Annotated in this window: 26 protein-coding genes; 6 read left to right on the forward strand and 20 right to left on the reverse strand. The window is 47.4% G+C overall.

The window, feature by feature from the left end:
• Positions 1-9: 9 nt before the first annotated feature.
• Both AUL54_RS15320 and AUL54_RS15325 read left to right on the forward strand, forming a co-directional pair.
• Positions 10-654 carry a two-component system response regulator ComA gene (locus tag AUL54_RS15320; RefSeq protein ID WP_016938117.1) on the forward strand — a complete coding sequence of 215 codons (645 nt, stop codon included), beginning with the start codon at positions 10-12 and terminating at the stop codon, positions 652-654.
• Positions 655-675: 21 nt separating this feature from the next.
• A complete protein-coding gene (locus tag AUL54_RS15325) occupies positions 676-1059 on the forward strand; it encodes a hotdog fold thioesterase (protein WP_060964423.1) in 384 nt (127 codons plus the stop codon).
• Positions 1060-1098: 39 nt separating this feature from the next.
• On the opposite strand, the gene mnhG is transcribed toward AUL54_RS15325, so the two are convergent.
• The 7 genes from mnhG to AUL54_RS15360 are packed head-to-tail and all read right to left on the reverse strand — an operon-like array spanning position 1099 to position 6868.
• Positions 1099-1473, reverse strand: coding sequence for a monovalent cation/H(+) antiporter subunit G (gene mnhG / locus AUL54_RS15330; protein WP_060964424.1), 375 nt, complete (start codon positions 1471-1473; stop codon positions 1099-1101).
• Positions 1457-1741 carry a Na(+)/H(+) antiporter subunit F1 gene (locus AUL54_RS15335; RefSeq protein ID WP_016938120.1) on the reverse strand — a complete coding sequence of 95 codons (285 nt, stop codon included), beginning with the start codon at positions 1739-1741 and terminating at the stop codon, positions 1457-1459. Before AUL54_RS15335 ends, mnhG begins: the two co-directional genes overlap by 17 nt.
• On the reverse strand, positions 1741-2217 hold the full coding sequence (locus AUL54_RS15340; protein ID WP_060964425.1) for a Na+/H+ antiporter subunit E: 477 nt from the start codon (positions 2215-2217) through the stop codon (positions 1741-1743). Before AUL54_RS15340 ends, AUL54_RS15335 begins: the two co-directional genes overlap by 1 nt.
• Positions 2218-2222: 5 nt before the next feature.
• The gene (locus tag AUL54_RS15345) at positions 2223-3704 is read right to left on the reverse strand and encodes a Na+/H+ antiporter subunit D (RefSeq protein ID WP_060964426.1); all 1482 of its coding nucleotides are present in this window, start codon (positions 3702-3704) and stop codon (positions 2223-2225) included.
• A complete protein-coding gene (locus AUL54_RS15350; RefSeq protein ID WP_003152063.1) occupies positions 3697-4038 on the reverse strand; it encodes a Na(+)/H(+) antiporter subunit C in 342 nt (113 codons plus the stop codon). Before AUL54_RS15350 ends, AUL54_RS15345 begins: the two co-directional genes overlap by 8 nt.
• The gene (locus tag AUL54_RS15355) at positions 4038-4469 is read right to left on the reverse strand and encodes a Na(+)/H(+) antiporter subunit B (RefSeq protein ID WP_007613424.1); all 432 of its coding nucleotides are present in this window, start codon (positions 4467-4469) and stop codon (positions 4038-4040) included. Before AUL54_RS15355 ends, AUL54_RS15350 begins: the two co-directional genes overlap by 1 nt.
• Positions 4466-6868, reverse strand: coding sequence for a Na+/H+ antiporter subunit A (locus AUL54_RS15360; RefSeq protein WP_060964427.1), 2403 nt, complete (start codon positions 6866-6868; stop codon positions 4466-4468). The genes AUL54_RS15355 and AUL54_RS15360 overlap by 4 nt, the downstream gene beginning before the upstream one ends.
• A gap of 240 nt (positions 6869-7108) precedes the next feature.
• Here AUL54_RS15360 and AUL54_RS15365 point away from each other — a divergent pair, with 240 nt between their 5' ends.
• On the forward strand, positions 7109-7327 hold the full coding sequence (locus tag AUL54_RS15365; RefSeq protein WP_060964428.1) for a hypothetical protein: 219 nt from the start codon (positions 7109-7111) through the stop codon (positions 7325-7327).
• A gap of 44 nt (positions 7328-7371) precedes the next feature.
• Here the strand turns inward: AUL54_RS15365 and nupQ are convergent, their stop codons facing one another.
• From nupQ to malK, 6 genes are all read right to left on the reverse strand, one after another.
• Positions 7372-8331 carry a guanosine ABC transporter permease NupQ gene (gene nupQ / locus AUL54_RS15370; protein ID WP_060964429.1) on the reverse strand — a complete coding sequence of 320 codons (960 nt, stop codon included), beginning with the start codon at positions 8329-8331 and terminating at the stop codon, positions 7372-7374.
• Complete coding sequence (locus AUL54_RS15375; protein ID WP_060964430.1) at positions 8332-9378, reverse strand: ABC transporter permease; 1047 nt, start codon at positions 9376-9378, stop codon at positions 8332-8334.
• On the reverse strand, positions 9371-10903 hold the full coding sequence (locus AUL54_RS15380; RefSeq protein WP_060964431.1) for an ABC transporter ATP-binding protein: 1533 nt from the start codon (positions 10901-10903) through the stop codon (positions 9371-9373). Before AUL54_RS15380 ends, AUL54_RS15375 begins: the two co-directional genes overlap by 8 nt.
• Positions 10904-11042: 139 nt before the next feature.
• Positions 11043-12116 carry a BMP family lipoprotein gene (locus tag AUL54_RS15385; RefSeq protein WP_060964432.1) on the reverse strand — a complete coding sequence of 358 codons (1074 nt, stop codon included), beginning with the start codon at positions 12114-12116 and terminating at the stop codon, positions 11043-11045.
• A gap of 399 nt (positions 12117-12515) precedes the next feature.
• Entirely contained in the window at positions 12516-13223 is a 708-nt protein-coding gene (locus tag AUL54_RS15390) for a response regulator (protein WP_060964433.1), read from the reverse strand.
• On the reverse strand, positions 13216-14817 hold the full coding sequence (gene malK, locus AUL54_RS15395; RefSeq protein WP_060964434.1) for a malate sensor histidine kinase MalK: 1602 nt from the start codon (positions 14815-14817) through the stop codon (positions 13216-13218). Before malK ends, AUL54_RS15390 begins: the two co-directional genes overlap by 8 nt.
• A gap of 174 nt (positions 14818-14991) precedes the next feature.
• Between malK and AUL54_RS15400 the strand changes: the two genes are divergently transcribed.
• Entirely contained in the window at positions 14992-15549 is a 558-nt protein-coding gene (locus tag AUL54_RS15400) for a YufK family protein (RefSeq protein WP_045925838.1), read from the forward strand.
• Positions 15550-15563: 14 nt separating this feature from the next.
• Here the strand turns inward: AUL54_RS15400 and AUL54_RS15405 are convergent, their stop codons facing one another.
• The 3 genes from AUL54_RS15405 to AUL54_RS15415 all read right to left on the reverse strand — a co-directional run bounded on the left by AUL54_RS15405 (position 15564) and on the right by AUL54_RS15415 (position 19208).
• The gene (locus AUL54_RS15405; RefSeq protein ID WP_060964435.1) at positions 15564-15977 is read right to left on the reverse strand and encodes a thiol-disulfide oxidoreductase DCC family protein; all 414 of its coding nucleotides are present in this window, start codon (positions 15975-15977) and stop codon (positions 15564-15566) included.
• Between the two features lie 21 nt (positions 15978-15998).
• Complete coding sequence (locus AUL54_RS15410) at positions 15999-17873, reverse strand: transglycosylase domain-containing protein (RefSeq protein ID WP_101605400.1); 1875 nt, start codon at positions 17871-17873, stop codon at positions 15999-16001.
• Positions 17874-17963: 90 nt separating this feature from the next.
• Positions 17964-19208 carry a multidrug efflux MFS transporter gene (locus tag AUL54_RS15415; protein WP_082761646.1) on the reverse strand — a complete coding sequence of 415 codons (1245 nt, stop codon included), beginning with the start codon at positions 19206-19208 and terminating at the stop codon, positions 17964-17966.
• A gap of 151 nt (positions 19209-19359) precedes the next feature.
• On the opposite strand from AUL54_RS15415, the gene kapD reads away from it, so the two are divergent.
• Positions 19360-19977, forward strand: a complete 618-nt coding sequence (kapD, locus tag AUL54_RS15420) for a 3'-5' exonuclease KapD (protein WP_029575323.1) — start codon at positions 19360-19362, stop codon at positions 19975-19977.
• 24 nt (positions 19978-20001) lie between these two features.
• Here the strand turns inward: kapD and AUL54_RS15425 are convergent, their stop codons facing one another.
• The 3 genes from AUL54_RS15425 to AUL54_RS15435 all read right to left on the reverse strand — a co-directional run bounded on the left by AUL54_RS15425 (position 20002) and on the right by AUL54_RS15435 (position 23003).
• The gene (locus AUL54_RS15425) at positions 20002-20388 is read right to left on the reverse strand and encodes a kinase-associated lipoprotein KapB (RefSeq protein WP_060964436.1); all 387 of its coding nucleotides are present in this window, start codon (positions 20386-20388) and stop codon (positions 20002-20004) included.
• Positions 20389-20433: 45 nt separating this feature from the next.
• Positions 20434-21717, reverse strand: a complete 1284-nt coding sequence (locus AUL54_RS15430; protein WP_060964437.1) for a sensor histidine kinase — start codon at positions 21715-21717, stop codon at positions 20434-20436.
• A gap of 119 nt (positions 21718-21836) precedes the next feature.
• Positions 21837-23003, reverse strand: coding sequence for a MalY/PatB family protein (locus AUL54_RS15435; RefSeq protein ID WP_060964438.1), 1167 nt, complete (start codon positions 23001-23003; stop codon positions 21837-21839).
• Positions 23004-23089: 86 nt separating this feature from the next.
• On the opposite strand from AUL54_RS15435, the gene AUL54_RS15440 reads away from it, so the two are divergent.
• The gene (locus AUL54_RS15440; protein ID WP_045925833.1) at positions 23090-23350 is read left to right on the forward strand and encodes a DUF1871 family protein; all 261 of its coding nucleotides are present in this window, start codon (positions 23090-23092) and stop codon (positions 23348-23350) included.
• Between the two features lie 23 nt (positions 23351-23373).
• On the opposite strand, the gene AUL54_RS15445 is transcribed toward AUL54_RS15440, so the two are convergent.
• Complete coding sequence (locus AUL54_RS15445; RefSeq protein ID WP_060964439.1) at positions 23374-24195, reverse strand: alpha/beta fold hydrolase; 822 nt, start codon at positions 24193-24195, stop codon at positions 23374-23376.
• Positions 24196-24225 lie beyond the last annotated feature (30 nt).

Below are 24225 nucleotides of genomic sequence, written 5' to 3' on the forward strand. Positions count from 1 at the left end.
GAGGAAACCATGAAAAAGATACTAGTGATTGATGATCATCCGGCTGTCATGGAGGGCACCAAGACGATTCTGGAAACGGACACGAATCTTTCTGTCGATTGCCTCAGTCCCGATGCCAGTGAACAGTTCGTTCTCCGGCATGATTTTTCAGCTTACGATCTCATATTAATGGATTTAAATCTGGGTGATGACCTCAGCGGCATAGAGCTTTCCAAGAAAATCTTAAAAGAGAATCCTCTCTGTAAAATCATTGTCTACACAGGCTATGAAGTTGAAGATTATTTTGAAGAATCCATTCGCGCGGGCCTGCATGGCGCCATCAGCAAAACCGAATCTAAAGAGAAAATCATGCAATACATATATCACGTGCTCAACGGACAGATTTTAGTTGATTTCTCCTATTTCAAACAGCTGATGACCCAGCAAAAAACAAAAACGTCTTCTTCCCCTCAAAGTGAGCAGGATCGGTTAACTCCGAGAGAGCGCCATATTCTCCAAGAGGTCGAAAAAGGTTTGACCAATCAGGAAATCGCCGATGCGCTTCACTTAAGCAAGCGGTCGATTGAATACAGCCTGACATCCATTTTTAATAAGCTGAATGTCGGCTCCCGCACTGAAGCGGTGCTGATCGCCAAGTCAGATAATGTACTATAAACTTTGAAAGGAGAATGATCTATGAATCTGAATCATACATTGCTCGGCGCACTCGGCATTGAAATCACTGAAAACACGGCGGGGAGATGCGTCGCGGTTATGCCGGTGGATAAGAGGACGGTGCAGCCTTTCGGATATCTGCACGGAGGCGCCTCCGCAGCGCTGGCGGAGACTGTTGCAAGCATCGGCGCCCAGCATTTTATCGACCAGTCGAAACAGGCGTGTGTCGGGCTTGAGATTAATGCCAATCATTTAAAATCCGTGAAAGAGGGCGGTACGGTCACGGCGATTGCGGAACCCGTTCACACGGGCAGGACAACCATTGTGTACGGGATTAACATTTTCGATGAAAGAGAAAGACTGATCTGTGTGTCCCGCTGCACGCTGGCTGTTATAACAAAATAAACAAACAGCCGGAACCCTGAATCGTCCGGCTGTTTGTTTTTACAAATATGAATCTTCTTTTCGTTTGATCACAAAGTTTCTGATCCCTTTATAATCATCTTGAACGCTGCGTTTATCAAGCGCCGTTCCCGAGTTATACGCGGCTCTGCATATGAGGTGCGCCCCGACCGGCGCCGTCAGCAGGATAAAAATGATGCCGAGCAGTATTTTTACGGAAATTTCTCCGGTCAGCATCCACAAGTAACCTAACACCCCGAGCAATACCAAATTAACGCCGAGTGTCGAGCCTTTTGAAGAGGCGTGGGCGCGTGTATACATGTCAGGAAGTCTGAGTGTGCCGAAAGATGCGACCAGGCAGATCAGCGATCCCATCAGAATACAAACGGCGACGGCCCATTTAACGATTTCGATCATTTTCGATAATCTCTCCTTTCTCCAAAAACTTAGCGAAGGCAATCGTGCCGATAAATGATAAAATGCCGAGCAGCAGAATGATGTCCAAAAAGGCCGTTGTTCTTAAGAGGATGGATACGAGCGCGGTCATGGCAATCAGATTGATGCCGATCCCATCAAGCGCGACGACCCGGTCCGGTATCGTAGGCCCTTTAATGACTCGAATGACGTACAGAAGAGTCGAAACCGCCATAATGCCGAGTGATAATTGCAGAATAAACGTAAACATCAGCGGCTCACCTCCTGAATGGCTTTCTCAAAAGAGACGCGGATGTCATGAATCGCTTTCTCCGCATCCTCAATGTCCATGGCGTGTATATAGAGAATCGACCGGTCATCGGAGATATCCATCACAAGCGTACCCGGTGTCAGAGTGATTAACAGTGAGAGCAGTGTGATCTCCCAATCCTCCGTCAGTTCCGTCTTAAACGCGAAAATGCCCGGGCGGATGTTCATCTTCGGCGAAATAACGGTTTTCAGCACGCTGACATTGGCCAGATATAATTCTTTTATAAAGATCAGCATCAGTCTGATGACCGACCATATTTTCCAAATGTAAAACGGGCGCGAGAAGAAGCGCCGGAAAAAAAACAGCGCCGCCAAGCCCGCGATAAATCCGGTAACAAATCCCGCCGCGCTGAGGCTGTTTGTGAGAAACATCCAGCAAACAGCGAGAAGAACATTTAATAATAGTTGCAAAGCCATGCCATCTACTCCTTCAAAACAGCTTCAATGTATTTTTCCGGATTCAGCAGATTCTCAGCCGTCTGATTGACATACGGTGAAACCCATTCGGTTCCGAGCCCGAACAGAAGCGACAAAAGGAGAAAAGCGGCTGCCGGATAAAGAAGCCCTTTTGCGGACCGTCCGCCCGCGCCAGGGATTTCTTTTTCTTCTCCCCAAAAAGCCGTCGTAAAAACCTTCAGCACGGAATACAGCACAAGCAGGCTCGACAAGAGAATCAATACGGAAAACAATGTTTCCCCCTGATCAAAACCGCCTTCAGCAATCTTCAGCTTGCCCACAAATCCGCTGAATGGCGGGATGCCGGCCAAAGATATGGCGGAGATAAAGAACATCCAGCCCAAAACGGGATAACGGGTGATCAGGCCGCTCATTTTATGCAGACTGGCCGTGCCGGTCAGCGTGATAAGCGTTCCCGCCAGCATAAACAGCGCTCCTTTAATCAGCATATCGTGAATCAAGTAATAAACCGCTCCTTGAATGGAGGCCGGGGTGTTCATGGCGATGCCGAATAAAATCACGCCGACGGCTGTAATAATATTATAGATGACGATTTTCATGACATCCGAAAAGGCGATAGACCCGATTACGCCGAATAACACCGTCAGCATCGCAAGCCACATCATCAATTGGTGGGTAAAGCCTGCATCGTGAATGAAAATCAGGGTGAATACTCTCAAAATGGCGTACAGGCCGACTTTCGTCAAAAGAGATCCGAATAAGGCCGAAATCGCAGCCGGCGGGGCGTAATAAGAGCCCGGCATCCAGAAATACAGCGGGAATATCCCGCCCTTTAAACCGAAAACGACGAGAAACAGGACGCCGATGACACTTATCAGCCCGGTCTGGCCCGATTCGCTGATTTTCACGCTTAAATCAGCCATATTCAGCGTCCCCGTCACCGCATATAAGTAACCGACACCGATGACAAAAAACGCGGATGACACAATGTTAAACACGATATACTTCAATGATTCTCTTAATTGAATTTTCGTTCCGCCAAGCACGATCAGCATGTAGGATGCGATAAGCAGAAGCTCAAAAAAGACGTACATGTTGAACAGGTCACCCGTCAAAAACGCTCCGCTTACACCCGCCAGAAGAAACTGCACCCCTGAATAATAGAAAGCGCGCTCCCGTTTTTCTCCGATAGAGCGGAAGGAGTACAAAATGACGAGCAGCCCGATTATGGCGGTTGTCAAAACAAGCAGTGCGGCGAGCTGGTCAGCGGCAAGCACAATGCCGTACGGCGCTTTCCAGCCGCCGAGTGTCAGCGTCTGAATACCGTGTGTAAAAACCGTCTGAACGAGAACGGCGCTGATGGCGATGGAGACACAGGAAGCGGCAGTGCTGAATATCCGCATCAGCATCACGTGCCTGTTCATAAAAATCAGCAGCACTGCGCAAAGCAGCGGCACCAGAATAGGCAATATCACAAAGTTATTCATGTTGATCATTTCCCCTCATTCGATCCATATCGTCCGTTTTCAGTTCCTGATAGGCGCGAAACGCCATCACAAGCAAGAAGGACGTGACGCCGAACGAAATAACGATCGCCGTCAGTATGAGTGCCTGCGGCAGCGGATCGACAAACGATGTGCTTTTTCCGCCCAGTATGGGAGGGGCGCCTTTTTTCAGTCCGCCCATGGTCAGAAGCAGCAAATGGACGCCGTGGCTTAAAAGCGCGGTGCCGATAATCACGCGCAAAAGACTTTTAGAAAGCAGCAGGTAGGTTGCCGCCATAAACAAAATACCGGCAATGACAGACATTAAGATTTCCACTATTCTTCCTCTCCAATCGTTTGAATAATGGTCATCGTCACGCCGACAACAACGAGATACACACCTAAATCAAACAAAGTGGCCGTCGCAAGCTCCGTATTTCCGAGCACCGGGAGATGAAAATGGCCGAATGTATGGGTGAGAAAGGGCGCTCCGAATAAGAACGAACCTGCACCCGTTGCAATCGCGATAAGCAGACCCGCGCCCGCTACATAAATAAAATTGACGGGCAAAATCGACTTGACGGTTTTTAAATCAAAGGCCAAAAGCAAAAGCACAATGGCCGAAGATGTAATCAGCCCGCCGACAAATCCTCCGCCGGGAGCGTTATGCCCCGATAAAAATAAATAGAAAGAGAAAAGCAGAATGATAAAAGATACAAGTTTCGTTGCCGTCTGAAGGATGATGTCGTTTGTTTTTTGCTGTCTCAACGCTCTTCTCCCTCCTCTTTTACTTTCGTTCTGATCATGCCGTAAATGCCGAGTGCGGCAATCGACAGCACCGTGATTTCAAACATCGTGTCAAATCCCCTGAAATCAACGAGGATGACGTTGACGATATTATTGCCTCCGCCAAGCTTATGGCTGTAAGCCGTGAAAAAAGAGGCGATACTGTCTTTTGTTTTTTCGCTGGAAGACGCGATTCCGAGCATTGTCACGATGACGCCGACACCGAGAGAAATGATAAAATTCGTCAGCCGGAATGTTCTGGTCTTCTTTTTCCGCCGCATTTTCGGCAGATGATAAAAACAAAGAAGAAACAAGGCGACGGATATCGTCTCAATGACAAGCTGCGTAAGCGCCAGATCGGGCGCTCTGAAAATCACGAAAAACAGAGCGAGCGTATACCCGACAACTCCGAGTGCGATAATGGCCGTCAGCCGCGATTTGGCGAACACAGTCGCAATCGTTGCGCTCACCATAACGAGCGACAGCACGATTTCATACAGACCGATCTCAGCCATTCCTTTTGTTGTCATGGAAAAGCCGCCTTTCATCACGAACGCCGCTCCGATGAGAATGATAAACGCCGCAAAAATATACAGCAGATAATCCCGCAAAAATCCGGTCATATAAGATGACGTCAGCTGGTAAGATCTTTTTTCCATACTGCCCGTCACCGCATTGTAAAGCCGATTCAGCGTCAGTTTTTTCGGAAACAGACCGTATACCCGCTCCCATTTAGACAGAGACACGTAACCGATCGTGCCGACAATGATAATGCCGACGGTCATCAAGACCTCAGCCGTCACCCCGTGCCACTGGGAAATGTGGACATGGAATGTATCTCCGCCGGTTAACAGAGCCGGATAAATGGAATTCATCGCCGGTTCAATCAGGCTGTAGGACAAAACATTCGGTGCGAAAAACAGACTGACGGCGCAAGCGGCAAGAATCACCGGCGAAATCAGCATGCCGAGCGGAGCTTCATGCGGCGTCTTTTCAAGCTGATCCGTTTTGCGCGCGCCACTGAACGTTCTGAAAAACAGCTTCATGCTGTAGATAAACGTGAAGACGCTGCCGATCCATGCGAGAACGGGGAACAGCATGCCCCACGTATCAAGACTGAAAATATCTGCATGAGCAATCCGCAGCATACTGGTAAAGAACATTTCTTTACTTAAGAAGCCGTTAAAAGGAGGGAGGCCGGCCATGGAAAACGTTCCGATCAATGAAACGGTAAACGTTATCGGCATGAGCGCCATCAGTCCGCCGAGCCTGCGGATATCCCTCGTTCCCGTTTCATGGTCGATAATGCCGACCGCCATAAATAAACTTCCTTTAAAAGTAGCATGGTTAATTAAGTGAAACACAGCCGCGGTCACAGCCGCCGTGAAATACTCCGAATGCTGATAATGAAGCGCGGCGGCTCCTGCGCCGAGCATTGATACAATCATACCGAGCTGGCTGACTGTGGAAAAAGCCAGAATCGCTTTTAAATCGGTTTGTTTAATCGCGTTGAAGGAAGCCCATACCATCGTGATCAGACCGACTGAGGCAACCGTCCAAAACCAGACAGGTGAAAATGCAAAAACCGGACTGAATCTGGCAATCAGATAAATGCCCGCTTTCACCATTGTTGCCGAGTGCAGATAGGCGCTGACAGGAGTCGGGGCTTCCATGGCATCAGGAAGCCAGATGTAAAACGGAAACTGCGCTGATTTCGTAAAGGCCCCCAATAACAGGAGAACCATTGCCGGAATAAAGAACGGATGGCCGGCGATAATATGCACCTGGTTGACCATTTCCCTGATACTGGATGAGTCCGTCATCAGATACAGCAGGATAAAGCCGCCGAGCATGCACAGTCCGCCGCCGACGGTAATCAGCAGTGATTTTTCCGCACCGTAGCGTGATTTCTCCCGCTTATGCCAATACCCGATTAATAAGAAGGATGACAGGCTTGTCAGCTCCCAGAACATATAAAGCACAATGACGTTATCGACGAGCACAACGCCGAGCATCGCGCCCATAAACATCAGCAGGTACACGTAAAAGGGGCCGAGCTTTTCTTTGTCTTTCGATAAGTAAAAAATACTGTAAAGTGTCACCAGAGAGCCGATGCCCGTAATCAATAAAGCGAATAACAGCCCGAGTCCGTCAATATAAACGGTATAGTTAATGCCGAGGGAAGGAATCCATTCGGCCGCATACCGGACGGTTTCTCCCGCCATTGTCAGCGGGAGCTTGCTGATAAAGTAAACAAACAGCACAACGGGCAATATCAGCACAAACCAGCCTGTATGGACTTGTTTTACCCGTTTATAAAGAAAGGGAACGATAAATGCAAATAAAAAAGGCGCCAAAATCGCGAAATGTAACAGCTGCAACAGAAGACCTCCTTTGCTTGTTTTTCATCAAGCAACTGCTTTATGTAAGAGTGAAAAATCAATTCACGGTCATAGGACCCAGTACAAATTATATCGCACTTTTTTTTACCCTGCTATGGCATAATGTATTCCTCTCTATGTTTTTGTGGTCTTTTGAACCTAAAATAAATTTATCAAATATCCGGATCTTTGTATATACATTTAGCTTTCAGATCAAGCTTTACAAAAGGAGCTGGTCAGATGAAAAGAAAGGCGGCAGCCTGTATTGGAATATTTTGTTCTATTATCGCAGGAACATTCATAGCGGACGATTTCTGCAAAGGGAGGCAGGAGACGGAGGCAGATGAATGGGAGTGTTTTTTTCTCGGGACAGAATACGCGCACGACAAGCTGAGTGCGGCTGAATCAATGCAAAAGCCGTTTCAGCGGCGTGAATATATCAGAATCGTCAATAGATGAAAAGAGTTCCGGCATCAGGGCGCGGAACTCTTTTTGTATAATGATCAGCGTTTTCCTTTAATATAAGGGATGCCGTTGGCTTTAGGCGCATCCGCGCGGCCGATGAAGCCGGCAAGCGCGAGAATGGTCAGAATGTAAGGAGCCATCAGCATGTATACATTCGGAATGTCTTTGAACAGGGGCAAAAGCGAGCCGATAATGCTCAAACTCTGCGCAAATCCGAAGAACAGCGCAGCCCCGAGCGCGCCGATCGGATGCCATTTGCCGAAAACAAGCGCGGCAAGAGCGATAAAGCCTTGTCCGGAAATGGTGGAGTGCGTGAAATCAAGCGCGATCGTGGAAGCATATACACCGCCGCCGAGCCCGCCGAACAGCCCGCTGATCATGACGCCGATATAGCGCATGGCGAACACGTTGATTCCCATCGTATCTGCCGCCATCGGGTGTTCCCCGACAGAACGGATGCGAAGGCCGAACGGTGTTTTGAATAAAATAAACCAAGAAACAAAGGCCAGTACGATGGCTAGAATCGAAGTATAATATACGTCAGAAAAGAAGATCTTTCCTAAAACCGGAATATCGCTTAACCCCGGAATGTTCGTTTTGTAAAAGGGCTCCGGGATTTTATCAGTCTGCGCCTTGCCGTATATCAGCTTAACGATAAACAGCGTCGCTCCTAACGCGAGCATATTGATCGCCACCCCGGTTACCGTCTGATCGGCGCGGAAAGAAACCGCGGCAGCAGCGTGAATCAGCGAGAACAGCCCGCCGGCAATCATAGCCGCAGCCAGGGCGAGCCACGGGGTAGCGGCGCCGAGCTCACGTCCGAAAAATAAGTTGAACATGACGCTTGTAAAGGCACCGATAATCATCAGGCCTTCCAGACCGATGTTGACAACCCCTGATCTTTCAGAAAACACGCCGCCGAGAGCGGTTAAAATAAGCGGAGCCGCATAAACGAGTGTGGCCGGGACAATAATGGATAAAATCTGGAGGAAGTCCACTTACTTCGCCCCCTTTTTCTTCAATTTATCAAGGATGAGCCGGATGGCGTAGCTTGATGCCACAAACAAAATAATAATGGCGATGACGATGTCAACGACTTCAGAAGGCACACCGGATTCAATCGGCATATTTAAGGCGCCGACTTTAAGGCCGCCGAGAAGACAGGCCGCAAGAACCACGCCGATTGCCGTGCTGCCCCCTAGAAGCGCAACCGCGATGCCGTCGAAGCCGACTCCGGTAAATGCGCCTTTAACCGCCGCGTATTGAAAGGTTCCGAGTCCTTCCATCGCGCCGGCAAGCCCCGCGAAGGCGCCGGAAATCATCATGGCATACATCATATTTTTTCTGATGCTCATCCCGGCGTATTGTGCCGCGTGCTGATTAAAGCCGACAGCCCGAAACTCGAATCCGCTTTTTGTTTTATGAATGATAAACCACATGAAGACTGCCGCAAACAGAGCGATCAGTATCCCCCAATGAAGGCGGGAGTAGTCTGTCAGCTGCTCTAAAAACGGAGAGCGGAGCGACGCGCTTTCATGGATTTTGTCTGTTTTGTCCCTGTGGTCCGTCATGACATCGGATATGAGGTAATTGGTTAAATGAAGAGCAATATAATTCATCATGATCGTGACAATCACTTCGTGAACAAAAAAACGGGCTTTTAAAAATCCGGGAATCAGCCCCCAAATGCCTCCCGCGGCAGCAGCCGCCAATAACGAAAGCGGGAGGTGGATGTAAGCGGGAGCGTCAAAGGAAGTCCCGACCCAAACCGCGGCCGTCCAGCCGACAAGGAGCTGTCCTTCAACACCGATATTGAACAGGCCGGTCCGAAATGCGAACGCCACGGCCAATCCGGATAAAATATAAGGCGTAATCTGCCGGATCGTTTCCCCGAGGTAATACATTTCACCGAAAATGCCGTTCCAAAGAGCGGAATACCCGCTTGCGACATTGTAGCCGCTGGCAAGCATGATGACCGCACCCGCAGCCAGGCCAAGAATGATGGCAATCAGCGGCACAGCCAGATGAGAAAGTCGATTAATCATGTATGTTCCCTGCCTCCATTTGCTTACTTCCCGCCATTAAAAGACCAAGCTCCTGCTCGTCTGTTTCCGGCGGATTGACGTTTGCGATGATGCTGCCTTCAAAGATGACGGCGATGCGATCGCTGAGATTCATGATTTCATCAAGCTCAAAAGACAACAGCAGCACAGCTTTACCGGCGTCACGCTGCTCAATGAGCTTTTTATGGACGAATTCAATCGCGCCGACATCAAGCCCCCGCGTCGGCTGGGCGGCAATTAATAGATCAGGATTTCTGTCCACTTCCCGGCCGATAATGGCCTTTTGCTGATTTCCTCCCGAGAGTGCGCGCGCGGGCGTATATTCATCAGGCGTTCTGACGTCGTATTCTTCAATCAGGCTTCGCGCTTTGTCATAAATCGCGTGTTTATTTAATATGCCGAAAGAAGAGTAGGGCTTTTGATAATAACTTTGCAGGACGATATTTTCTCCGATCGGAAAATCCAGAACGAGTCCATGTTTATGCCTGTCCTGGGGGATATGCCCGATTCCTGCTTCAGTGACTTTCCGCGGCGGCATGTTTTGCAGCTGTTTGCCATTTAACGTGATCGTGCCGGCATGTGTTTTTCTGAGACCTGTAATGGCTTCGATTAATTCAGATTGGCCGTTGCCGTCAACGCCCGCAATGCCGACGATTTCACCGGCTCTGACAGAGAGGGAGAGCTGTTTGACCGCCTCAACTCCGCGCGCGTCTTTCACCGTTACATCAGAAAGCGAAAGCACCTCCTGTTTCGGTTCAGCCGGCTGTTTATCCGTCTTGAATGAAACTGCGCGTCCGACCATAAGGCTTGCCAGTTCATCCTGATCCGTATGTGCGACATCGAGTGTTGTAATGCCTTTTCCTTTCCGGATGATGGTGACACGGTCGCAGACTTCCATGATTTCTTTTAATTTGTGGGTGATGAGGATAATGGATTTTCCTTCATTGACCAGGTTTTTCATAATCTGAATCAGTTCTTGAATTTCGTGCGGGGTCAGAACCGCGGTCGGCTCGTCAAAAATGAGAATGTCCGCGCCCCGGTAGAGGGTCTTTAATATTTCCGCCCGCTGCTGCATACCGACAGAAATATCGACAACTTTAGCTTCAGGATCAATCTGCAGGCCGTAACGGTCGGAAATATCGCGTACGTCCCGTGCGGCGCGCTGTCTGTCAATCCGTCCTAATGTTTTCGGCTCTTTTCCGAGAATAATATTTTCTGAGACGGTAAAGGTATCCACAAGCATAAAATGCTGGTGCACCATTCCGATGCCGAGATCGTTGGCTTTGTTCGGGCTGTTGATGTGAACACGTTCACCCCGCACCCGGATTTCTCCTTTTTCCGGCTGATACAGGCCGAATAAAACGTTCATGAGTGTCGACTTCCCCGCGCCGTTTTCCCCGAGCAGGGCGTGTATTTCACCTTTTTTCACTTGAAGCGTGACGTCATCATTGGCAACGATTCCGGGAAACTCTTTGCGTATATTAAGCATTTCAATGATATAATCCACCGATTTGACGCTCCTTTTCAGAGATGCTTTGATGAAAAAGCTTGGCAAAAGAAAAGCTGCAAGAGATGCAGCTCTTCCTTCACCGCTCTTTCCAAAAAAGAGAGGGGATAAGCACGAAAGTCTCCTTATCCCCTGATTCTTACTCAGCCTTGAAGGATTTCAATTCCTTTTCAGTTGAAGGGACCTCGAGTCCGTCCGCGATTTTCTTCTTCCAATCGTCTGTTGCTTTGATGACATCGTCAGAAAGGTTTTCCTTGTGATCGGAGATGCCGACTGCATCCTGTGCCAATCCGTAAGTTAATGTTTTGCCGCCCGGGAATTTGCCGTCACTTGCTTTTTTCGTTAAGTCCTTCACGGCTGTATCCACTTTTTTGACCATTGATGTGAGCGTGACATTGTCTTTTGTGCCTTCAACTTGACCTTCCGCATACTGGTCTTTATCAACGCCGATGACCCATACGTTGCGTTTCGGATCTTCTTTTTTAAGGTTTTTGGCTTCCGTGAAGACGCCCGTACCCGTTGCGCCGGCCGCGTGATAAATGACGTCAACGCCTGATTTGTACATGCTTTCAGCCGTCGCTTTGCCGACATCGGCTTTGTCAAATCCGCCCGCATATTTCACTTCGACGGCCGCTTTCGGATTTGCTGCTTGTACACCGGCGCGGAAGCCGATTTCGAATTTTTTGATCAATTCAGACTCCATTCCGCCCACAAATCCGACTTTTCCCGTTTTGCTCGATAACGCAGCCGCTACTCCCGCGAGGAATGAACCTTCCTGCTCTTTAAATGTAAGGCTCGCTACGTTGTCTTTTTTGACAACGGCGTCAATAATCGCAAAATTTGTGTCTTTGCGCTGATCGGCGATTTCGCTGATGGAATCCTGCATCAGGTACCCGACGCCGTAAATCAGGTCAAAGTGTTCCCGTGCTAATTTATTTAAGTTCGTTGTGTAATCTGCATCTGATTTTGATTGGAGATAGTCAAACCCGCTTTTGCCTTTTGTAAGCCCCTTGTCTTTTCCGAATGCCTGAATGCCTTCCCAGGCGGACTGGTTAAATGATTTGTCATCGACCCCGCCGATATCCGTGACCATGCCGACGGTAAAGTTTTTGCTGCCGGAGCCGTTTGCTTTGTCACTCGAACCGCATGCGCTTAATAGGGTTCCGGCCGCTGCAATGAGCGCAACCGCCATTCCGATTTTGCGTTTTTTCAAAGATATAACCCCCCTGTAAAATATGGATGATGCCGTTTTTTCAGACTTGAGCCGCCGACAGGATACAGAATCGAAAAAACTTTCTGATAATAGTGATGAGACGTCTCTCTTTTTCCCGCTTCGAGCGGCTCTCTCATGTTAGTCCGGGACTTATGTCATATCTGAAAAGATCAGCTAACCAATCATAATTTATCATTTTACCCGGCATAAATAAATAGAAATTTGCTTATTTTTAAAAAAATATCAATATTATGAATCTACTTCCTCATTTGGATAAATCACCGGCGGCTCCCTCGGGTCATTATTCTTATATAGCATATCAAAACGGAATCTCAAGCCTTTTGTCAGGGGATATGACAGTAAAAAGCACCGTTCACGGCGGAACGGCGCTTTTTGACATTATAAATATTGTTTTATGGTGCTGACATTGCCGGTGTTGATATGGTATTGAAAGACGGGTCTGCCGATCGTGCCGTACGCCATTTCTACGTTCAGCACTTGAATGTCTTCAAGAAATTTAAGGTATTTCCGGATGGAGACTTGCGAGATTTCAGTATGCTTGGCGAGGTCTTCCGTAGTAAAAGAGCTGTCGCCGAAAGATTCGATGCTCGCCCAGATGAGTTTAAGCGTGCTTTTTGTCAGTCCTTTCGGAAGGTGGACCTTTTCCGCCGCTACTTTCTTTTGAAAAAGCTCCGCATCTAATTCTTTCTGTGTCATGCTTCTGTGTGATTGATAAACCTTCTGCTTGCGTCTGTAGTCGGAAAGGGCGGTTTGAAAGCGGTCAAACTCAAATGGTTTGATTAAATAATCGACGGCGCCGTACCGAAGTGTTTTTTTGATGACATCCAGCTCGCTTGCGGCTGAAATGACGATGACATCGACCGATTCATTTTGTTTGCGGATTTCCGTTAAAAGCTCAAGACCGTTTTTTCCCGGCATATAAATGTCAAGGAGGATGAGGTCGATATGATGCTCGCCTAACACGTGCAGCGCGCTTTGAAAGGATGAAGCGATCCCTTTCAGCTGAAAGCCTTCAATCTGGCTGAGATAGCGTTTATTTAATTCACCCACCATGGGGTCGTCTTCAACTATGAGTACATTAATCATCATTTTCCTCCTTCGGTTCATACGGAATGCGAAGACTGAAAGTCGTTCCTTCATTCTTTTCACTTGTCACAATCATGTGGCCTTTTAAATTTTCTGTTGCCTGCTGGGTAAAATAGAGACCGAATCCCCGGTTTGTCCCTTTCGTGGAATAGCCTTGTTCAAATATACGGGTTTGGTCTTCGGCGGACATCCCGGCCCCGGTGTCCGTAATTTCTATATCAAGCAGTCGGTCCTGAAACCGCATCGAACACGTAATGTTTTTTTTCGGCATCTGCGCCACCGCGTCAAGCGCATTGTTCAGCAGATTTCCGATAATCGTAATGAGCTCATGGATGACGGCGGGATCCGCCGCATTCGGAATCATGCTGCCGAGCTGAATGTCCAGGTCAGCGCCCTGTTCGCGTATATAGCTTTGTTTTCCTAGTAGAAACCCTGCAAGAACCGGACTTTTGACGTCGCTGATAATCTCGCTTGTTTCCGTCTTCTGCTGAATGGCGATATCCTTAATATAAGTGCCGAGATCATCATATTCTTTTAACTGGACAAGTCCTAAAATGACATGAAGCTTATTCATGAATTCATGGGACTGTGCTCTTAATGCGTTTGCATACATTTTAACACCGGACAGCTGTTCTGCTAAATGTTTGACCTCCGTTTTGTCCCTGAAAGTGGCGATCGCTCCGACGGTTTGTCCCTTCAGATGAATCGGAACCTCATTAAAAACAAGCTCAAGTCCGTTAATGCGGATATCTCTGTCCTGAAGCGGTTTTTTCGTTTCAATCACCTGCTTCAGCCGGCTTTTCGGAAGAATATCGTTCACATCTTGATCGACCGGATTAGTCGGAATACCCATTTTAATAAAGAGGCGTTTCGCTTCGGCATTGGCAAGCTTAATTTTTCCCCGCGCGTCAACCGCGAGGATGCCTTCCTTCGTGGATTCGAGCATGGCGCTCCGCTCTTCCAGCAAAGTGGCAATTTCATAAGGCTCAAGACCGTACATAATGTTTTTAACGGTGCGGGCGACAATAACGGCTCCTATGACACCGACAAAAATACTTACGCAGATAATGAAATAAAGCGGTCTCAAACTGTGGCTGACGACATCCTGTATTTTGTTAAGCGAAATTCCGACCGAAACGACGCCCACTTGTTTTTTATCTTTTCCGTAGATCGGAACGAAGGCTCTCATGGATTTCCCGAGCGTTCCCGCTGATGTGCTCGTTTTGATATGGCCGTGCATCGCCGGCTGCTCGTCTCCGCCGGTGAATTTCTTACCGATTTTATTTGCGTCGGGGTGGGTGAGACGGATGCTGTTCATATCCATCACCACGACAAATTCGGTTCCTGTCGTATGCTGGACATCCAGTGTATAGTCCCGGAGCTCTTTCAGCCCTTTTCTTGTTTGCAATGCCTGCGCGACACTCGGTGTTTCCGCGACCAGCTTTGCGGTGCGCAGGGCGGTTGTCCGTTCTTCTTCTTTCACGCGGTCTGCGGTCTGGACGCTGATGGTAAAAAAGGTGATACAAAGTGCGATAAGAACGACAATACAGACGAATATCGTTAATCGGGTTTGCAATTTTAATGTTTTTTTCATGACAGCCTTCCTTACGTTTATCATTCCCGCGTTCTACTTTACTCCGAAAAAGCCGGTTTGTGAAGATCGGGCTCTTATTTCGTAAAAGTGAGGAAAAATGGAATTTTTTATCTTGTCAATGTGTTTTAAGTCCTCCATAATAAGTGAAGTAGATTACAGAAAGGGACTTTTTAAATGAAAAATACTTATTGGACGGGTTATTTTCCGCTCGTTGCGATTCTGCTTTTCAGTTCATCATTATCCATATCTACCTCGCTTTATGTCATGAAGATGCTTCAGACGCTCGGCATGTATCAGGGAATGCTGGATTATTTCTCTGAGAAAGGGATCAGACTGGCGCTTTTTGCAGCGTTCGCCCTTGTGTATTTTATGCTTTTTTCGGCTTTGAAGCTGATTGCAAACACAGTGACAGAGCTGTCTCTATTGTTTTTCACAAATGACCCTGAAGGGGAAAACCTGAAAAAAATCAGATTAGGCTCTTTAATTTATGTAGGCGGCGGAATTCTTTCCTTTGCGCTTGTGCAGAATGGTTTCTGGATTGCGGCGTTTTTTGCCGTTGTCACGCTCGTTTATTTGATCTTCATGGTGTACAGAATCTATTCAACGCTCTCGGTCGTTTCGCTGATCGGTTTCATATTGCTTGAGATTCTGTTTTGGTTTACTTTTGTTATCGGTATTTTGTACATCTTTATCAAGCTTTATAATAGCATAATGGCTAGCTTACCTGTGTAAGCTAGCCATTTTTATTAGGATAGAAATCGGTTTTTGATCTCAGGGGAGGGGAGCATGCATGCTTCCTTCTTTCCGAACCATTTATAACGGCGCCGGGCGATGAAAGAATAAGCTCTGTCCCTGAGAGGGCGGGGCACTGCGAAAAAAACCGCTGACAGCCGCCAGGCCCCGGAGAGATGCCGGGCAGCCTTTAATACGGCTGCGGATTTTTTGTAGATCCGCCCGTTTTCGATAAAAATCATGCTGTCAAATTGTTCTGTCGGAAGTCCTTCTGATGCCAAAAGCTCCCGGGCGGTATCTGATTGCAATGATGCAAATGAGATTAGGCCGGCCGGATCGCGTTTAATGATGAATTGAACGGCGCCGTTGCATAAGTTGCAGACGCCGTCAAACAAAAGCACGCGGTCCGGAAGCTGAGCTGGTTTCAAGTCGGATCCCCTCCATTATCTTTAATAAGCTGCCTGCAGCGTGTTTTTCCAGATCGAAAGCTGAGGGCTTGCGTCATGAAGATATTCGACGCTTGACGGTGTATCCTTGCCGACCCATACCCCCATCGTATAAGCGTCCGTCAGACCGACAAACCACATATCGTGATAGTCATTTGACGTTCCTGATTTTCCGCCGACGTACGGAGCTTTAAAGTTCGCTTTTTTCCCTGTTCCGCTTTTCACGACGGCTTTCATCATTTCTTTGATCTGCATATTGGTCCGCACGCTGAATACCTGCGTCGGCTCATCTTTCCATTTTAATATCGTTTTTCCTTTTAAATCAGTCACTTTCGTAATCGCGTGACTCGGCGTATAAACGCCGTTGTTGCCGAACGTGGTGTACGCATTGGTCATTTCAAGCGGCGTCATGCCGTTTGTAAAACCGCCAAGCGCCGCAGGCAGACGGTAATCCGCGCTGACCAGCTTCGCGAAATGAAACGGTTCAAGGTAGCTGAACGCCTTATTGACGCCCACGCGGTCCATGATTCTGATGGCCGGTGTATTGTACGAGTATTTAAACGCCGTTTCCAGCGTAACCGTGCCGTACGTGCGGTTATTATAGTTCTGCGGACAGTAATCCGAACTGCAGAATTTGCTAGCGTCAATCTTGCTGTGCGGCGTTGCGCCGGTCTTTTCAATGTAAGGCCCGTAATCAAGCAGCGGCTTAATTGATGAACCTGGCTGTCTGTATGCCTGATAGGCGCGGTTGAAATCATATTTATGATAATCTTTCCCGCCTGAAAGCGCGATAATCTGATGCGTCTGATGATTAATCACGGCCGCTCCGCCCTGAACGCCTGCATACGGCAGATTTTGATTCACTTGGGCGACGACCTGATTTTGCATATACGGATTCAGCGCCGTATAAATCTTCACACCGTCTTTTAACAATGTGCCGACTCTATCGGAAAGCTCACTCTGTATTTTTTGTTTCGCCTTTCCGGATGCTTTTTCAAGACGTTTGTCATAGCCTTCAGATGATGAAACAAGCTGTGTGAATTCATCATTTACATAGGAAACATAGTCAGGATATTTGTTTGTTTTTTCGTTTATATCAAGCTTGATCTTTTCCTTTTCGGCTTTTTTCAGCTGTTTTCCGGATATGACACCGGCTTTTTTTAATCCGTTAAGCAATCTGACTTGTCGTTTTTTCGTATAGTCAAAATGCTTGAGAGGATCATATAATGTAGGGTTATTAGGGATGGCGCAGATAAAGGCCATTTCTCCTAAGGTGAGAGATTTCAGCGGCTTGCTGAAATAAAATTGTGCCGCCGAACCGACACCGTATACACCGTTATTGAAATAAATCGTATTTAAGTAGCCTTCCAAAATCTCATCTTTGCTGTATTTTTTCTCAAGCTGATAGGAATAGGCCAGCTCCGTCAGTTTTCGGCTGAAGGTGCGTTCATGGCTTAAATACACATTTCTCGCCAGCTGCTGGGTAATGGTGCTGGCGCCCTGATCAATTTTATGATCTTTGAAATTGGAGGCGGCCGCTCTGACCATCCCCATAAAGTCAAACCCTTTATGCTCATAAAAATGACGGTCTTCAGAGGTTAAAAACAGCTGTTTTACCTCATTCGGTATTTTATTAAAGGGCACGATCACGCGATTCTCATGATCGCTGACAATCTCAGAAACAAGGCTTCCGTCCCTGTCATACATGTAACTGTTTTGAACCAGGTTGATCGCTTTTAAATCAATATGTTTATCGAGCACCTGATCAAAAGGCTTGATTTGTTTTACCTCTTTGCCGGAAGCAATAACTGTAAATGCAAACAACGGGATAATGCCGAGCAGCAAAATCCATCCGATTATTTTACGTACCATGGTCACTCTCTTTTCTCCTGATTTCTAGCCATATCGTATCATTCTTTTAAGAATACGAGAAGGTTAAATTTAGAAGAAATCGTAATTGCTGATCGGTCAGCCCGCATCAGACGCTGTATCTTTTTGCAAATGTCCGGCCAGCCATAAAAGCCCCGCGCCTGCCAAAAAGAGAAAAGCGGTGACGTAGAAAGCGGCCGAAATGGAAAAACCGCTCGAAACCGCACCGCCGAGCAGAGGGCCGATTACGTTTCCGAGAAAACGAAAGCTGACGTTATAGCCGAGCACCTCCCCCTGAATGCTGCCCGGCGCCCTGACGCGGATCGCTGCCGTAATACAAGGCAGCGTCCCGCCCATGGCCATTCCGAACAGAAATCTGAAGACTAAAAGGATGGAAAGGGAGGAGGCGAGCGCCTGCGGAATAAAAAACACCGCTGAGGCAATCAAAAGCACGATTAAGATCCGGCTGTGGCCGAAGCGGTCGCCGAGGTCTCCCCATTTCCGGGCAAGCAGTAAGCTTCCGAGTCCGGTCGCTGAAAACGCCATTCCGGAGAAAAAAGCTAAATTAACAGGCCCGTGCAGCTCATTGACATATAAAGCGAGCAGCGGCTGAATACTGAAATTGCCGGTCTGCACGATCATAGTAAGCACCATCATCGCCCAAAGCGCGGGCTGGTGAAAAATATAAGAGAGCACCTGTTTTCTGGAGTAGGTTTTCCGCTTGCTTTGTTTCTCGCCGAGCGGCTGCTCATTAACCTGAAATAAAACGAGAAGCACAGATGCGAAAATGACAAAAGACGTAATAAAAAACGTGTACGTAAACCCGAAGCTGTCAGCCAGCAGCCCGCCCAGCATCGGTCCGAATAAAGTGCCTGACACCTGACCCATCTGCAGCGTGCCGAGTGTTTTCCCGGCAGTCTCTTTCGGTGTCTGCGCCGAAATCATCGCAAGTGATGTCGGAACAAAGCCCGTGACAAGGCCCATAAGCAGCCGGAGGACAAACAGCTGATAAACCGATGTCACAAACCCCATCAATAAAATGCTGACGGCAATGCCGGTTCCTGTAATCAAGAGAATTTTTTTGTAGCCTCGCTTATCGCCGAATCTTCCCCAAAACGGGGAAATCACAAACGCCATTAAAAACGTGACGCCGAACACATAACCGCTCCATCTCTGCACATACCCGCCCGAATGGGGGCTGATCGTTTCGATATATAACGAAAGAAACGGAACAATCATGGTCATGCTGGCGGAAATAAAGAAATTTGTAATCCAAATGACAACGAAGTTCTTCTTACGGACAGAAATAACATCACCTTCTTTACTTTTCGTGCGTCTAATTATAAGTATATAGGAATGAATCCGGTATTTGTATTTTCGATGCGGATATAGGAAAATTCATTATTTTTAGAAAATTAAGAAAGTTTCAGAGGGGAAACTGATATACTATCATAAAATATCATTTTTGATCGGAGGAAAGGCAGGTGTAAAAAAAGTGGATCAGCGCAGTCTGCTCATTATTGATTTTGAATTTACGATGCCTGACGGAAAATACAGCCCGCAAAATTTCTTTCCCGAAATTATTGAAGCGGGGATTGTCAAGACAGTGAATGATGAAGTGACTGAAACGTTTTCGAGTTATATCAAACCGAAAAAATTTCCGAAGCTGACAAAACGATGCAAAACCTTTCTGAACATCACCCAAAAAGACGTGGACGGCGGAATTACGTTTAATGAATTCATCCGCAAATTAAATGAGCTTGACCCTGATAAAAACTGCACGATCGTCACCTGGGGCAATATGGATATGAAAGTGTTAAAGCAAAATTGCATGTTTAACCACATCCCCTTTCCATTTAAAGGAGAACTCCGGGATTTGTCCCTTGAATATAAAAACTTCTTCGGAGACAGAACACTGACCGGGCTTTGGAAAGCGGCTGAAGAGTATGGCGATAAAGGGACGGGCACACATCATAAAGCGCTTGATGATGCGCAGACGACTTATAAATTATTCAAGCTTGTCGAACGGGATAAACAATACCTTGAAAAACCGAAACCTCCGACGATCGGCGATCGCGTCGATCTGACTGAACTGTTTCGCCGGGCCACATAAAAAAACCCAATCATGCCGACTGGGTCATCGTCTTTTAAAATAGTCGCGCTCTAACGCGGCCAAGTTGGCGAGTGAACGTTCCGCCCATTCTGAGCCGTCCGCTGTGAGCTGATCTTTCAGCCGGGCAGCTGCCGCTTGTAAGGAAGCCGTATAATCAGGAACTTCGCCTTCAAACGGTTTGACCATATGATGCGGTATGTTTGTCTGTTCTCCGTATGCCAGCGCTCTTCTTTCATGAAAAAACGGAACATCCGCCTGCTTCGGATGATGAAGATCTCCTTGAGCGGGATGCGTCAGAACGGCTTTAATTTTTACTAAATAGTGATTGGGTCTGACGTCTGTCACTTCCCCTATGTATACTCCTGTTTTATAAAACCCTTTTACGATTGTGCCGATTTCAAATGAATTCATTGCGTTCACCTCTCTGTTTATTCTATATAAGATCAACGCGATTGGCTAGAGAACAGCTGCCGGAAGCCTGACAGAGGCCGTGGTGCCCGAATGCTCTCCGCTGGTGAAATAGACGGAGCCTTCATGATGCTGAATAATGGAGAATGTCACAGTAAGCCCGAGCCCAGTGCCGTTAGTCTTCAGCGTATAATACGGCTTGCCGAGTTTTTGAAGTTCTTCGTCGGACATGCCGATCCCATTATCCGTAATCTGAATGAGAATCATCTGTTCCTGTTTTTGGACGGAGACCTCGATTCGGCCGTTTTCAGAAGGCACGGCTTCAATACTGTTTTTAATCAGATTAATGAAGGCTTGTTTCAGTTTTTTTACATCCCCGAACACATATAAATCCGGCTCGCTTCGAACAGTAACGGTCACCGATTTAAAATTGGCATATGACTCCATTAAGGAACCTGTTTCCTTCACAAGCAGAGAAATATCAAACCTTTCCTTTTCGTAATCATCCTGCTTCGCCATATCGAGATAATTCGTTATGATCGTCTGAGCCCGGTCAAGTTCGGACAGCACAAGCTTCTGATACCCGACGTGTGATTTATCCTGAAGCTGATCGCCGCTGAACAGCAGCTGCACGAAACCTCTGACGACCGTGAGCGGATTGCGGACTTCGTGTGCGACGCTTGCCGCAAGCTCGCTGACGACAGCCATTTTCTCTGAATGAATCAGCCTTGCCCGCATGGACGCATTCTCATCAATGATTTCAATCAAATAAATGCACAGCAAAAGAGCGCTGACCTGAAAAAAAACGGATACTCCCGCCTCATAATAAACGGAAGATAGATTTTGAAAGTTGAAAAAATTGGTCACGGAATAGATGAAGACAGATGCGGTTAATAAGGCGGCTTCAGTACAGCCGATGAGAAGAGCGAAAATCAGTTTCTTCCGCTTTGAAAAAAAGGGCCATTTCGTTTGGAGCTGGATAGAGATGATGATTAAAAAAGGAATTAAGGATAAGAAAAAAAGAGCGGAAGGTTCAAACCATATGAGCTGGAACAAAACAGACGCTGCTCCTGCGGCAAGTCCCGCGGCAGTTCCGGAATAAAGCAGGCAGACGATAATGGGAATCAGCTGCAATCCGTAACGGACGGAATGAAGCTCCTGGATGGGAAAAGCCGTACATAATAATGAAGATGCCGCTGCAAATACGGCGACCAGCAGACGGTTCGCTCTCGGTACAAGCAAATCGGGCTTGCTGAGCCAGAAGACTTGATAGAGAAAAATAGGAAATAAAAGAAAAGAGAAGTGAAGCAGATAATCCTTTACAATCTCCATTTATGCGAAATCCTTTCTTATGTAAATATGAACCTATTATAACATCTTTACCGGCAAAAAAAGTATATATTTCTCTAAAGAGAACGCCCTTATCTCTTCTGATAAAGGCGTTCTTTACGTTATGAAGCAAGCGCTGCTTTGATTCTCTCAAGCCCTTCTTTTACAGCTGCGGCCGAACAGCCGACATTGAGTCTCATAAATCCTTCGCCGCCAGGTCCGTATTTCGTTCCCGGCTCTAAAATGATTTTCCCTTTTTTGAGCATTCTTTCTTTGAGCTCGGCGTCTGAAAATCCGTATTCGCTGAAATCCATCCAGATCAAATAGGAAGCATCAGGCTTCATCATGCGGACTTTCGGCAATTCTTTTTTTAAAAAGTCCTCAGCTAATTTCATATTCCCCTCAATGTAAGGAATCAGCGCGTCAAGCCAAGGGCCTCCCTTTGTATAAGCCGCTTCGATTGCTGCAACCGCAAATGTGTTGAGATTGGAGATCCCGTTCCGATGCAATGCCGCGGAGAATTTCGCCCGCTTATACCGGTCGGGAATGATAATGGCCGATGCCTGAATGCCGGCAATATTAAACGTCTTGCTCGGCGCGACACAAGTAACGGAAATCCGCGCAAAATCCTCAGACAGAGAAGCAAAAGGCGTATGCGGTTTTCCGTACAGCATCAAGTCGGAGTGAATCTCGTCAGAAACGACGGTGACGTTATGGGCGGCGCACAGCGATCCGAGCTTCAAAAGCTCATCCCGGCTCCACGCTCTGCCGGACGGATTGTGCGGATTACAGAGAATCATCAGCTTAACCCCGGAATCGCTCAGCTTTTTCTCAAGGTCCTCAAAATCCATGCGGTAGATTCCGTTTTCTTCCCGTAAAGGATTATGTAAAACCTGCCGTTTGTTTTCTTCGATCATCTGATAAAAAGGCGTATATACCGGTGACTGGATCAACACCTGATCTCCCGGTTCGGTAAAGGCCTGGACGGCCATGCTGAGCGCCGTCACAACTCCGGGGCTGAACGTGATGCTTGCGGGATCTGGCCGGTAGCCGTGCCGTGTATCAAGCCATGAAGCGACGGCTTCTTTTGTGTTTTCATCAGGAGACGTATAACCGAATATGCCATGGTCAAGACGGGCTTTTAATGCGTCTGTGACTGCTTCGGGAGCGCGGAAATCCATATCGGCCACCCACATCGGAAGTGCGTCCGATACGCCGAATAACGCTTCCGCCTTGTCCCATTTCACCGATTGAGTGCCAAAGCGGTTTTCTCGAAGGTCAAAGTTCATGTATGTCACTCCTGTTGTATCATTATTTTTCACATCGTATCTATGATAAAATAGATTTGCAAACTTTATTATAAGCGGTGATGAAAATGGAAGAAAGCCAAGCGGTCATGGAAATGATGAAAATCATTGCCAAGTGGGACCCGTTTAAATATGGAGAAGAATTTTATGAGACAGAAGCCGTCGATATCGTTCAGGCCGTATATCGTGAAGACAGCGCCGGCAAGCTGGCAGAAGCCATACAGGACATCTTTGAAGTTTCATTTGAACAAAAGCTTCCGATCGAAGACTGCCAAAAGGCCGCCGCGCAGCTTCTGCTCATAAAAGAAAGCAGCTCCTGCACCCCTTAAAACCGGCGGAAACGCCGGTTTTTTTATTGGACAAATTCAAAAATCCGCTCTGAAACAAACTCAGGACGCTCTTCGGGGACGAGGTGCCCCGTATCTTTAAGCGAATATAAAATAGATTCCGGCAGGTCGTGATGAAGCCGTTTTCCGACTGAAACCGGCACGACCCGGTCTTCCTCCCCCCATATTAAAAGAGCGGGGTTTTGTATTTTCTTCAAATCCTCGGAGTCCAAATCGCCCTCTCTGTGTCTGATGAACCTTGTCATCGCTTTGAAAATCTGGCGGTCTGTAAATGGTTTTTCATAACCGTCAATCATTTCCTGGTCGATAAGCGTCCGGTCGTGCACGACATTTAACAGGTTTTTCAGCACGCCGTCTTTTGAAAGCCAATATTTAAGATACAGGTCAAAACAAGGGATATGCGTTCCGACTATAATCGACGGATGCGAGCGTTTTAAATACCCCGAGCTGCACAGCAGGACGATTTTAGTAAATAGCTCGGGTTTAAGCAGAGACGCGGATAAGGAAATCTGGCCGCCCATCGAATGGCCGACGAGCGCGGCCCGGCTGATATTGAGTTTTTCCAGAAGTCCGATCAGAAGCTTGGCGAGGTTTGCATAAGTGTATACGAACGTCCGTGACTTTTCCGATTGTCCGAAAGGAGGCAGGTCAACGGCGATAATATCATAATGGTTTCTGAGCAGCGGAATCAGTTTTCTGAAGCTGAATGCCGAAGATAAAAAACCGTGTACGCAGACGAGCGTCTGTCTGCCGGGATTCTCATAATGCTCGTAATACAGCTCAACTCCGTGTATCGCGGCCCGTTTAATCGGTGAAACAGCTTCCATGAGCGTCTTCTCCGTCCTTTCTGTGTTGTA

The sequence above is a fragment of the Bacillus sp. SDLI1 genome (assembly GCF_001553895.1).
Lineage (GTDB): Bacteria > Bacillota > Bacilli > Bacillales > Bacillaceae > Bacillus > Bacillus siamensis.

Bases quoted from the DNA above. Each gene is read 5' to 3' on its own strand.
- AUL54_RS15320 (WP_016938117.1), top strand. From the start codon at position 10: ATGAAAAAGATACTAGTGATTGATGATCATCCGGCTGTCATGGAGGGC.
- AUL54_RS15325 (WP_060964423.1), top strand. From the start codon at position 676: ATGAATCTGAATCATACATTGCTCGGCGCACTCGGCATTGAAATCACT.
- mnhG (WP_060964424.1), bottom strand. From the start codon at position 1,473: ATGATCGAAATCGTTAAATGGGCCGTCGCCGTTTGTATTCTGATGGGA.
- AUL54_RS15335 (WP_016938120.1), bottom strand. From the start codon at position 1,741: ATGTTTACGTTTATTCTGCAATTATCACTCGGCATTATGGCGGTTTCG.
- AUL54_RS15340 (WP_060964425.1), bottom strand. From the start codon at position 2,217: ATGGCTTTGCAACTATTATTAAATGTTCTTCTCGCTGTTTGCTGGATG.
- AUL54_RS15345 (WP_060964426.1), bottom strand. From the start codon at position 3,704: ATGAATAACTTTGTGATATTGCCTATTCTGGTGCCGCTGCTTTGCGCA.
- AUL54_RS15365 (WP_060964428.1), top strand. From the start codon at position 7,109: ATGAAAAGAAAGGCGGCAGCCTGTATTGGAATATTTTGTTCTATTATC.
- AUL54_RS15375 (WP_060964430.1), bottom strand. From the start codon at position 9,378: ATGATTAATCGACTTTCTCATCTGGCTGTGCCGCTGATTGCCATCATT.
- AUL54_RS15390 (WP_060964433.1), bottom strand. From the start codon at position 13,223: ATGATTAATGTACTCATAGTTGAAGACGACCCCATGGTGGGTGAATTA.
- malK (WP_060964434.1), bottom strand. From the start codon at position 14,817: ATGAAAAAAACATTAAAATTGCAAACCCGATTAACGATATTCGTCTGT.
- AUL54_RS15400 (WP_045925838.1), top strand. From the start codon at position 14,992: ATGAAAAATACTTATTGGACGGGTTATTTTCCGCTCGTTGCGATTCTG.
- AUL54_RS15425 (WP_060964436.1), bottom strand. From the start codon at position 20,388: ATGAATTCATTTGAAATCGGCACAATCGTAAAAGGGTTTTATAAAACA.
- AUL54_RS15430 (WP_060964437.1), bottom strand. From the start codon at position 21,717: ATGGAGATTGTAAAGGATTATCTGCTTCACTTCTCTTTTCTTTTATTT.
- AUL54_RS15435 (WP_060964438.1), bottom strand. From the start codon at position 23,003: ATGAACTTTGACCTTCGAGAAAACCGCTTTGGCACTCAATCGGTGAAA.
- AUL54_RS15440 (WP_045925833.1), top strand. From the start codon at position 23,090: ATGGAAGAAAGCCAAGCGGTCATGGAAATGATGAAAATCATTGCCAAG.
- AUL54_RS15445 (WP_060964439.1), bottom strand. From the start codon at position 24,195: ATGGAAGCTGTTTCACCGATTAAACGGGCCGCGATACACGGAGTTGAG.